Annotated in this window: 8 protein-coding genes, 1 other RNA gene and 1 pseudogene; 5 read left to right on the forward strand and 5 right to left on the reverse strand. The window is 49.1% G+C overall.

The genetic code is table 11. The features are described from left to right. Nucleotides 1-10: 10 nt before the first annotated feature. The 5 genes and pseudogenes from WC5_RS05890 to ydiK form a co-directional block, all read right to left on the reverse strand. Nucleotides 11-1265 (reverse strand): annotated as a pseudogene (locus WC5_RS05890) (MFS transporter). Nucleotides 1266-1491: 226 nt separating this feature from the next. Beyond that, nucleotides 1492-2706 carry an MFS transporter gene (locus tag WC5_RS05885; RefSeq protein ID WP_000841936.1) on the reverse strand — a complete coding sequence of 405 codons (1215 nt, stop codon included), beginning with the start codon at nucleotides 2704-2706 and terminating at the stop codon, nucleotides 1492-1494. Nucleotides 2707-2805: 99 nt separating this feature from the next. Next, the gene (locus WC5_RS05880; RefSeq protein ID WP_010350004.1) at nucleotides 2806-3162 is read right to left on the reverse strand and encodes a YdiL family protein; all 357 of its coding nucleotides are present in this window, start codon (nucleotides 3160-3162) and stop codon (nucleotides 2806-2808) included. 135 nt (nucleotides 3163-3297) lie between these two features. Then, nucleotides 3298-3405, reverse strand: an RNA gene (gene rprA, locus WC5_RS24240) — antisense sRNA RprA. Nucleotides 3406-3590: 185 nt separating this feature from the next. Continuing rightward, nucleotides 3591-4703: an AI-2E family transporter YdiK gene (gene ydiK / locus WC5_RS05875; protein WP_000248636.1), complete on the reverse strand. Its 1113-nt coding sequence runs from the start codon at nucleotides 4701-4703 to the stop codon at nucleotides 3591-3593. Nucleotides 4704-5091: 388 nt separating this feature from the next. On the opposite strand from ydiK, the gene ydiJ reads away from it, so the two are divergent. From ydiJ to sufB, 5 genes are all read left to right on the forward strand, one after another. Then, entirely contained in the window at nucleotides 5092-8148 is a 3057-nt protein-coding gene (ydiJ, locus tag WC5_RS05870; RefSeq protein ID WP_000613018.1) for a D-2-hydroxyglutarate dehydrogenase YdiJ, read from the forward strand. Beyond that, a complete protein-coding gene (gene menI / locus WC5_RS05865) occupies nucleotides 8145-8555 on the forward strand; it encodes a 1,4-dihydroxy-2-naphthoyl-CoA hydrolase (RefSeq protein WP_000637978.1) in 411 nt (136 codons plus the stop codon). The genes ydiJ and menI overlap by 4 nt, the downstream gene beginning before the upstream one ends. 99 nt (nucleotides 8556-8654) lie before the next feature. Continuing rightward, the gene (locus tag WC5_RS05860) at nucleotides 8655-8843 is read left to right on the forward strand and encodes a YdiH family protein (RefSeq protein ID WP_001296104.1); all 189 of its coding nucleotides are present in this window, start codon (nucleotides 8655-8657) and stop codon (nucleotides 8841-8843) included. A 552-nt stretch (nucleotides 8844-9395) separates the two neighbouring features. Next, on the forward strand, nucleotides 9396-9764 hold the full coding sequence (sufA, locus tag WC5_RS05855; protein ID WP_000367151.1) for a Fe-S cluster assembly scaffold SufA: 369 nt from the start codon (nucleotides 9396-9398) through the stop codon (nucleotides 9762-9764). Nucleotides 9765-9772: 8 nt separating this feature from the next. After that, entirely contained in the window at nucleotides 9773-11260 is a 1488-nt protein-coding gene (sufB, locus tag WC5_RS05850; protein WP_010350013.1) for a Fe-S cluster assembly protein SufB, read from the forward strand. The last annotated feature ends 8 nt before the right edge of the window (nucleotides 11261-11268 follow it).

Here is an 11268-nt window from a genome sequence, read left to right on the forward strand (position 1 = left end):
ATTAACTCCTTTAACCTCTGTGCTTAATTGTGTTTAAAATAACGCTCACCTAACCGGATATCATTTTGGGGAATAATGAATACGCGGTAATAGCGAATGAAAACAATAATCGCGGTAATCAGAGCCAGCAGCGCGAAAGTAAAATCGAGAACGATGATATATTGCAGGCCGATATTTGACAGATAACCAGTAATCAGAGGAATAACAAAGTTTGCCAGGCCTCCCATCATCATATAAATACTGGTAACTTTGGCTTTGCTTTTGGGGAAAAACTCCGACATGACCGAAACGCCGAGTTGTAAAATGCCGCCAGCTGCTGAGAAACCGATAACAAAGGCTCCGGCATTACACACTAGCGGAGAAGGGTAGAGATAGATAATAGCAGCAGTTACCGTTGCCAGTGCAGAGTTAAATACGTTAGCCCAGATGGGGCGTACTATTTTTTTCAGTAGCGCGGCAAAAATAAAGACACAGACCAGCGAACCCATACTGTAATAAGAGATGGTTTTTAATGCCTCGGCTTCCGACATACCAGCAAATGCCATTGCATATTTGGGCATCCACACCACAATTACATAAAAGGTCGAGAATGCGGCGACACCGAACAGTACCGATGAAACACCTTCCAGCCAGACTAACGGTTTACTGTTCATTTGCGGTAATTCATTAGCAACGCTGGCGTCCACTAATTGGCTGGGGAATTTGCTTTTCAACAGCATCAGCGTGATCAGTACAAACAGGATGCCCGGAATAATCAGCCCATAGCCGTACCAGATGTTATTCAGCAGCATATAACTCACCAGCATTGGATAGAACATTTGCCCGAATGACACCATTGCTTTAACCAGTATTACCGCCGACCCGGAGGCTTTCGGAAAGCATTCCATTAACGCCGGGTAACCACCGGTATCCAGCGCCGAGTTAGCGATACCTACGCACACTGCCAGACAGTAAGCGAGAGTTAAATTCGGGCAAGCGGGAATACCAAAGAAGAACAACAGATACATGGCGACTGCCATTAATATTACCGCTCGCCGACCAAATTTGTCGGAGATCACACCGAAGAATAAAATACTGATCAGGCGACCCAGGCCAATACCAGAAATTAAATAAGCAATACCCGCGTTGTCAGTCGAAAATTTTTCTGCCAAAGATGACATGTTCTGTGCAAGTGTAATAACACTAATGCCGTGCAGGAAATAACTGAAGTAAATACAAAGAACAGCCAGGATAAATGGCGTGCTGAAAGCCTTATTTTGAGACATTTTCACAGCTCCTTGCTGAAAGATAATTTTGTTACCGTACGTATTGTTCTTCGACGGTTTTCATAATCACTATACTGAAGATGATTTTCCCTGGGTACATGGCATAAAGTTTATGTTTCCAGGTATATTGCATGAGATAGTTTGTTTTTGACCGTGATTTCCCCTAATTAGCGCAGAAAGATTAATTTATCCGTAAGATCTTGCATGTCCTGAAAAGAATATTGCATTACCCATCCGTAGCGACATTTTCTTTTAGCGATGGATGTTGTGTTTCCTTGTGGCTGCGTAAGCCAATAAACAGCGCCAGTAAAAATCCGACGGCAGCGATGGCGGTATCGAACCACATAATATCGGCAATACTTCTTTGTGATAGATGAGCCGTAATCAACGGAATGGTAAAGGTTGCAATACTTCCCGCACTGTAATAAATACCCGTAGCTTTACCTTTAGCGTAGGGAAAACGCTCAGCCATTAACGTCAGGCCAATTTGTACAACGCCTCCAGCAGAGGTAAAACCAATAACGAAAGCGAATGTTATTACCACATAAAATATGGGATACAGGCAAACGGTGAGCAGGGCAATAAATGAGATAAAAGTGTACAGCATCAACAATGTTGTCGGGTGAATCGCTTTACGAATGAGCGGTGCACTAATAAATACGCAAAGCAGCGATCCCACGGTGTAGATGCTGAGTAATTTGATCGACATTGTGTATGACATGCCAGCGACAAATTGCCCGTATTGTGCCAGCCACTGGCTGACCAGATAAAACGTTGCCATTGAGATATAGCCATATAAGGTATAACTGGCTAAATCGATTATTGAGCAGCGATGCCTCGCAGAAGTGGTTGTTTTATTTACTGCCGGTAAGCGACGACCCGGATGCGGTGGAAATGTACAGCGGCATAAAAATAGACCGTTAATAATCATAATGCCTGCGGCAATCATAAAAGACCAACCAAACCACAGTTCGGCCCACACTAACAGGCTGATGATTAGCGGCAATAAAAATTGCCCGCTGGAAACAAAGGCTTTAATTAAAATATTGGCTGTACCCGGCGAATGAGGAAAGGCTTCCATCAGGCTGGGATAAGTGCCTGCATCGAGAAAACTGTTTGCCATTCCGGCCAGAAAACCAAAAACATAAGCGATAATAATGTTATTGGTGTGCAGGATGCCAAAAAAGAAGGCGATATAGCAGCACATACCGAGAATGATAAACGGTCGTCGACCGAAGCGATCGGATAATAAGCCAGAAAGAAACAGGACGCTTAATCGGCCAATGCCTAATGATGAGATAACAATCGAGACACCTGCCGCATTGGTATGCCAAAGCGTCTCCAGCGAGGCCATATTCAGAGTCATCAAAATGACGCCCATACCATGTACCAGGTAATTGAAATACAACCCCAGCGCGGTAGGGAGATAGGGACTTTTCATAAGATCCACTTAGCAACTTTGCTTTAAAAAATGTGGCGATATTGCGTCAATATCCGGTCATTATTCTTGTAATAATGGCTATTGATTCCCGTTAAAATGTCAACAAAGACGCTCAAGGTTGTGCGCATATAACTCAGCGGCTACTGATTGATAAATCTTCCAGTCAATAAAATCGCCGTCAGGGTAGACACGTTGAAACGCGGTTAAATCAGGGAAGAAGCGCATGGTGTTATTGCCGATGCGGTTATTTATTTTCTCTATGATGGCGTGAAGATGTTTTTTTCTTTGCCGACGCATAGCCAGCAATTTTTCAACGACGCTATCAGGAATGGCGCATTTGCCATTTTCCCACTGACGCCAGCTTTCACTGTCACCGGTCTGGGCAATCCAGGTCGCGCATTCATCAATAGTCATGGCAAAAATATGGCGAAGTGCCTGGAGTTCATAAGCGTTCATCGTGTAATGGCTGCATGAAATAAACAATAAAATATAAATAACATTATCAGCCTGCTGACGGCTTGAAGAGAGTCACAGTATCTTGTGCAACATTATTGGAAAGAGCGAGGGGCGAGGTAGCGAAGCGGAAAAATGTTAAAAAAAAGCCCATCGTGGGAGATGGGCAAAGACTACACACAGCAATTCGTTGTTTCACTCAGGGGATTTCCATGCTTATAAATCAATATGTTGATTTATAACCGTGAGGTAATAGTAGGCATACGGACTTTTTGCGTCGATCAGATTCGTCTCATTAGTTTAAAAACTGTAAAGAATTTGCGACAGGTACTACCAGCTGAATGGCGGTAAGCAGGAAAATATGGGGAAGAGCAAGCAAATATCAATTAGCGGGGGTTAACAATCAGGCGGCAGAGCCGCCTGATGAGAAATTACTTGTTCGGTTTCTCGATTTCGCCAAGTTCTTCGAGAATTTCTTCCGGTTGGTCCGTCGGCGGTGGGACTTCTTCCACCCACGCGGCAAACAGACGCCAGGAAACGGCTAACAGAACCGGACCAATAAACAGACCGATCATCCCGAAAGCAATCAAACCACCAATAACGCCAGAGAGGATCAGGATCAGCGGTAAATCGGCACCCATGCGAATTAACATTGGGCGGATAACGTTATCCAGCGTGCCAACTACACCGCTCCACACTAACAATACCGTTCCCCAGGTGGTATCGCCGGTCCAGTAGAGCCAGATAATCGCCGGAATCAGTACCGGCAACGGGCCAAGCTGGACAAGGCAGGAGAGGATCATTAACACCGTTAGCAAAGTTGCATAAGGTACGCCGGATACGGCGAGGCCGATACCGCCAAGCACTGCCTGTACTAACGCCGTCACCACCACACCCAGCGCCACCGCGCGGATAGCCTGTGCCGCCAGCAGCACGGCGGCATCTCCGCGAACGCCTGCCAGACGGGTTGCAAAATGGCGAATGCCTTGTGCCACCTGTTCACCGCGCCAGTACAGCAGGGCACTGAAGAGAAGCATCAGCGCACAATGCACCATAAAGCGCCCGATATGCGCCGCCTGCCCAACAAACCAGGTGGTGGTGGTGCCAATATAAGGGCGGACTTTCGCCATGATCGCCGTACCCCCCATATCCAGCAAGTTGTGCCAGCCTGCATACAGCTTCGCGCCAATCACCGGAATGGTATTAAGCCACGCCAGATCGGGTAACGTCATGTCGCCGCTGGAAATGGCTTTAATTAGCGGGCCGCTGCCGTCGACGATACTGTTAACCAGCAAAGCAATAGGGATGATAAACACCATCACTAATAACAGCGTCATCACCAGAACGGCGAGAGAGCGGCGGCCAAACATGATCTTTTGCAAACGTAACAATACCGGCCAGGTGGCGATAACCACCGTACCGGCCCATGCAAAGCCGAGAATAAAGGGTTGAACAATCCACAGACATGCCACAATCATGATGGCTAAAAACAGCACCGAAAGCAGAATTTGTGCGACATCCCTGGGCTGACGAACATTTACCATAACTACTTTTCACCTTTTTTGTGCGTCAAATCGTCGACGCGACGTGAACACGCGAAACTCACCTGCATAATGATGAGCAATTTCAGCGGTTTTTAACAGGCCGATTCTGCCCTTAATTCTGATGGGCGTGTAAGAAAAAAATGTGGTACAACAATTCAGGCAACACGCAAACGGTTTACTCGTCGTATTTCAAGTTGCATGTGCTGCGGCTACGTTCGTTCACCCCAGTCACTTACTTTTGTAAGCTCCTGGCGTTCACTCGCTTGCCGCCTTCCCGCAACTCGAAATCCATAGAGTAAACACACATCACCTTTCAGTGCGCTATTGCAGCAGCCTGAAAGAACTGTGTATCGACCTACATCACAGACCGCAGGAAAGGGTCAATATAATGATTCCACAGATTTCCCAGGCACCCGGCGTCGTTCAACTGGTGCTTAATTTTTTGCAAGAGCTGGAGCAACAGGGGTTTACCGGCGATACGGCGACAAGTTATGCCGATCGTCTGACAATGTCGACCGACAACAGTATTTACCAACTTCTCCCCGATGCAGTGGTATTTCCGCGTTCGACCGCAGATGTGGCATTAATCGCTCGTCTGGCTGCGCAAGAACGCTATTCATCGCTGATCTTCACCCCGCGCGGTGGCGGCACCGGCACTAATGGTCAGGCGCTCAACCAGGGGATTATTGTTGATATGTCCCGTCATATGAATCGCATCATTGAAATTAACCCTGAAGAGGGCTGGGTGCGCGTTGAAGCGGGGGTAATTAAAGACCAACTGAATCAGTATCTGAAACCGTTTGGCTACTTTTTTGCGCCGGAACTTTCAACCAGTAACCGGGCAACGCTCGGCGGGATGATCAATACCGATGCTTCCGGTCAGGGCTCGCTGGTCTATGGCAAAACGTCAGATCACGTGCTCGGCGTGCGGGCGGTGTTGTTGGGGGGCGATATTCTCGATACGCAACCTTTACCCGTCGAACTGGCAGAAACGCTGGGTAAAACCAATACCGCTATCGGGCGTATCTATAAAACGGTTTATCAACGCTGCCGTCAGCAACGCCAGTTAATCATCGACAAATTCCCCAAACTTAACCGCTTTCTTACCGGTTACGATCTGCGTCATGTCTTTAACGATGAGATGACTGAGTTCGACCTGACGCGAATTCTGACGGGTTCAGAAGGGACGCTGGCCTTTATTACCGAAGCGCGACTGGATATTACTCGCTTGCCGAAAGTGCGCCGTCTGGTGAACGTCAAATATGACTCTTTTGACTCCGCGCTGCGTAACGCGCCGTTTATGGTTGAGGCGCGGGCGCTTTCGGTAGAGACGGTGGACTCAAAAGTGCTGAATCTGGCGCGGGAAGATATTGTCTGGCATTCCGTCAGCGAGTTGATTACTGACGTGCCCGAGAAAGAGATGCTCGGGCTGAACATTGTGGAATTTGCTGGTGATGATGAGGCGCTGATTGACGAGCGGGTAAATGCACTCTGTGCGCGGCTGGACGAACTTATCGCTAGTCAGCAAGCAGGCGTCATTGGCTGGCAGGTGTGCCGCGAGCTGGCAGGCGTTGAACGTATCTATGCGATGCGTAAAAAAGCCGTAGGCCTGCTTGGCAATGCAAAAGGCGCCGCCAAGCCCATTCCGTTTGCCGAAGATACCTGCGTACCGCCGGAACATCTGGCGGATTATATAGCCGAATTTCGCGCGCTGCTCGACAGCCACGGCTTAAGCTACGGTATGTTCGGTCACGTCGATGCGGGTGTTTTGCACGTTCGTCCGGCGCTGGATATGTGCGATCCGCAACAAGAAATTTTGATGAAGCAAATCTCTGATGACGTGGTGGCGTTGACTGCGAAATATGGTGGATTGTTGTGGGGCGAGCACGGTAAAGGTTTTCGCGCCGAATACAGCCCGGCGTTTTTCGGTGAGGAACTTTTCGCAGAACTGCGCAAAGTTAAAGCGGCATTTGACCCGCATAATCGACTAAACCCAGGGAAAATTTGTCCGCCAGAAGGTCTCGATGCACCGATGATGAAAGTGGACGCGGTGAAGCGCGGTACATTTGACCGGCAGATCCCCATCGCGGTACGTCAGCAGTGGCGCGGAGCAATGGAATGTAACGGCAACGGTTTATGCTTCAACTTTGATGCCCGCAGCCCCATGTGTCCGTCGATGAAGATCACCCAGAACCGGATTCATTCACCGAAAGGGCGCGCAACACTGGTGCGTGAATGGCTACGTTTGCTGGCTGACCGTGGTGTTGATCCTCTAAAACTGGAACAAGAACTGCCGGAATCGCGAGCCAGTTTGCGGACATTAATTGCCCGCACGCGCAATAGCTGGCACGCAAATAAAGGCGAATATGACTTCTCCCACGAAGTAAAAGAGGCGATGTCAGGCTGTCTGGCCTGTAAAGCCTGTTCGACCCAGTGCCCCATCAAAATTGACGTGCCGGAGTTCCGCTCTCGTTTCCTGCAACTCTATCACACCCGTTATTTACGCCCGCTGCGCGACCATCTTGTGGCGACGGTCGAAAGTTATGCGCCGCTGATGGCGCGAGCGCCGAAGACGTTTAACTTCTTCATTAACCAGCCGCTGGTGCGCAAACTGTCGAAAAAACATATCGGCATGGTCGACTTGCCGCTGCTGTCAGTTCCCTCGCTGCAACAACAAATGGTGGGGCATCGCTCGGCAAACATGACGCTGGAACAGCTTGAAGCTCTCAATGCTGAGCAGAAAGCGCGCACGGTGTTGGTGGTGCAAGACCCTTTCACCAGCTATTACGATGCGCAAGTGGTGGCAGATTTTGTCCGTCTGGTCGAAAAATTAGGTTTCCAGCCTGTGTTACTGCCATTCTCGCCGAATGGTAAAGCCCAGCACATCAAAGGATTCCTTAATCGTTTTGCGAAGACGGCGAAAAAGACGGCGGATTTCCTCAACCGTATGGCGAAGCTGGGAATGCCAATGGTGGGGGTCGATCCAGCTCTGGTTCTTTGTTATCGCGACGAATACAAACTCACTCTCGGCAAGGAACGCGGCGAGTTTAACGTTCTGCTGGCGAATGAATGGCTGGCAAGCGCACTTGAGTCACAGCCAGTGGCTGCGGTCAGCGGTGAACCATGGTATTTCTTTGGTCACTGTACCGAAGTCACCGCCTTGCCGGGGGCGCCAGCACAATGGGCCGCGATATTTGCCCGTTTTGGCGCGAAGCTGGAAAATGTCAGTGTGGGTTGTTGCGGTATGGCGGGGACTTACGGACATGAAGCGAAAAATCATAAAAACTCGCTCGGGATCTATGAGTTATCCTGGCATCAGGCGATGCAGCGTCTGCCGCGAAATCGCTGTCTGGCGACCGGATATTCCTGCCGTAGTCAGGTAAAACGGGTTGAAGGCACGGGGGTACGCCATCCTGTGCAGGCATTACTGGAGATTATTAAATGATATGGAAACGTAAAATTACACTCGAGGCGCTGAACGCCATGGGTGACGGAAACATGGTGGGGTTGCTGGATATTCGTTTTGAACATATTGGTGATGACACCCTGGAAGCGACAATGCCGGTAGACTCGCGGACAAAGCAGCCTTTCGGGCTGCTGCATGGTGGTGCGTCCGTGGTGCTGGCCGAAAGTATTGGTTCCGTTGCCGGTTATTTATGTACCGAAGGTGAGCAAAAAGTCGTTGGTCTGGAAATCAATGCTAACCATGTTCGCTCGGCACGAGAAGGGCGAGTTCGCGGCGTTTGCAAGCCGCTGCATCTTGGTTCACGTCATCAGGTCTGGCAGATTGAAATCTTCGACGAGAAAGGTCGTTTGTGCTGTTCATCACGATTGACGACCGCCATTTTGTGACGTTGTCACCAGAAAAGTGTGACGCATATTGCTTTTGGTCATTATCTGCACAGTAAACGGTGGTATACTGTGCAGGTCTTGTCTAAAAGCGAGGATGCTATGTCTACTCAACTTGATCCCACCCAACTGGCCATTGAATTTTTACGCCGTGACCAGAGCAATCTTTCACCTGCCCAATACCTCAAACGTCTGAAACAACTAGAACTTGAATTCGCTGATCTGCTTACTCTCTCTTCTGCTGAATTAAAAGAAGAAATCTACTTTGCCTGGCGTTTGGGCGTGCATTGATTCTGACTGAACGCAGTTAGTGTGCCCCATCGACCTGGATTAATTCCAGTCCAGGTCTGACGACTTTCTTCTGACTTCTCCCATTTTTACCCGCTTGATCTTGTTTAAAAAGAATACAAATCGCAGGTTGTGTTAAAACGCCGGCTTAGTCTTATGAGATTATTCTTATCGCCCCTTCAAGAGCTAAGCCACTGTGAGTGCCGGAGATAAGCGCCGGATGGGGTAGAAACCCTTAAGTCTGTGTTGAACAGACTTAAGGGTTTTCTTATTTCTGAACGAGCCACTTTTTTACCTATCTCTTAAATAGTCATTTTCAATACAACTTTTTCTTTTCCATCACAGTCTTAAATGTCCTCCGGTAATAATCATTAACTAACAATGAGATACCTAATTCTTAGCGTGCCTGTTAAGCCGCACATCAGGGTCTATGCTTATTAAATGCAGGCAAAAAGCATGTTTTACGGTAAAGCCCCTGTGTTTGCCGGGTTGAACTGATAATCATTATCACTAACATGCTGTTATACGCTGAAAGCGATGAAGTGAGGTAAATCGATGGACATGCATTCAGGAACCTTTAACCCAGAGGATTTCACCTGGCAAGGCTTAACGCTAACCCCCGCAGCGGCGGTACACATCCGTGAGCTAGTGGCGAAGCAACCAGGCATGGTCGGTGTGCGCTTAGGTGTGAAGCAAACGGGCTGCGCGGGCTTTGGCTATGTACTCGACAGTGTTAGCGAGCCGGACAAAGACGATCTGCTGTTTGAACACGACGGAGCGAAGCTGTTCGTCCCCCTACAAGCAATGCCGTTTATTGATGGCACGGAAGTTGATTTCGTTCGCGAAGGACTCAATCAGATATTCAAATTTCACAACCCGAAAGCCCAGAATGAATGTGGCTGTGGCGAAAGCTTTGGGGTATAGGCGGTACTATGTCTCGTAATACTGAAGCAACTGACGATGTCAAAACCTGGACCGGCGGCCCGCTGAATTATAAAGAAGGATTCTTCACCCAATTAGCGACTGATGAACTGGCTAAGGGCATAAACGAAGAGGTGGTGCGCGCAATCTCGGCGAAGCGTAATGAGCCGGAGTGGATGCTGGAGTTTCGTCTCAACGCCTATCGCGCATGGCTGGAGATGGAAGAACCGCACTGGCTGAAGGCGCACTACGACAAGCTGAATTATCAGGATTATAGCTATTACTCCGCGCCTTCATGTGGTAACTGCGATGACACCTGTATTTCTGAACCGGGCGCGGTGCAACAAACCGGCGCAAACGCCTTTTTAAGTAAAGAGGTTGAAGCGGCATTTGAGCAGTTGGGCGTACCGGTGCGGGAAGGCAAAGAGGTGGCGGTGGATGCCATTTTCGATTCTGTTTCGGTTGCCACCACTTATCGCGAAAAACTGGCGGAGCAGGGGATCATTTTCTGTTCCTTTGGTGAAGCAATTCACGAGCACCCGGAACTGGTGAAGAAATATCTCGGCACCGTGGTGCCGGGGAATGACAACTTCTTTGCCGCACTTAATGCGGCGGTAGCCTCTGACGGTACGTTTATTTATGTGCCTAAAGGCGTACGCTGTCCGATGGAGCTTTCCACCTATTTCCGCATTAACGCAGAAAAAACCGGGCAGTTTGAGCGCACCATTCTGGTAGCCGACGAAGACAGCTACGTCAGCTACATTGAAGGCTGCTCCGCACCAGTGCGTGATAGCTACCAGCTACACGCGGCGGTGGTGGAAGTCATCATCCATAAAAACGCCGAGGTGAAATATTCCACGGTGCAAAACTGGTTCCCTGGCGATAACAACACCGGCGGTATTCTCAACTTCGTCACCAAGCGTGCTCTGTGCGAAGGCGAAAACAGCAAAATGTCGTGGACACAATCGGAAACCGGTTCAGCGATTACCTGGAAATACCCAAGCTGCATTTTGCGCGGCGATAACTCCATCGGTGAGTTCTACTCGGTGGCGCTGACCAGCGGTCATCAGCAAGCTGATACCGGCACCAAGATGATCCACATCGGTAAGAACACCAAATCGACCATTATCTCGAAAGGGATCTCTGCCGGACATAGCCAGAACAGCTATCGCGGCCTGGTGAAAATCATGCCGACGGCAACTAATGCGCGCAACTTCACTCAGTGCGACTCAATGCTGATTGGCGCTAATTGCGGGGCGCATACCTTCCCGTATGTCGAATGTCGCAATAACAGCGCACAACTGGAGCACGAGGCAACGACATCGCGTATTGGTGAAGATCAGCTGTTTTACTGCCTGCAACGCGGGATCAGCGAAGAAGACGCTATCTCGATGATTGTTAACGGTTTCTGCAAAGACGTGTTCTCGGAACTGCCGCTGGAATTTGCCGTTGAAGCACAAAAACTCCTCGCCATCAGTCTTGAACACAGCGTCGGATAAGGAATAAA

The sequence above is a fragment of the Escherichia sp. KTE114 genome, from assembly GCF_000407765.1.
Taxonomy (GTDB): domain Bacteria; phylum Pseudomonadota; class Gammaproteobacteria; order Enterobacterales; family Enterobacteriaceae; genus Escherichia; species Escherichia ruysiae.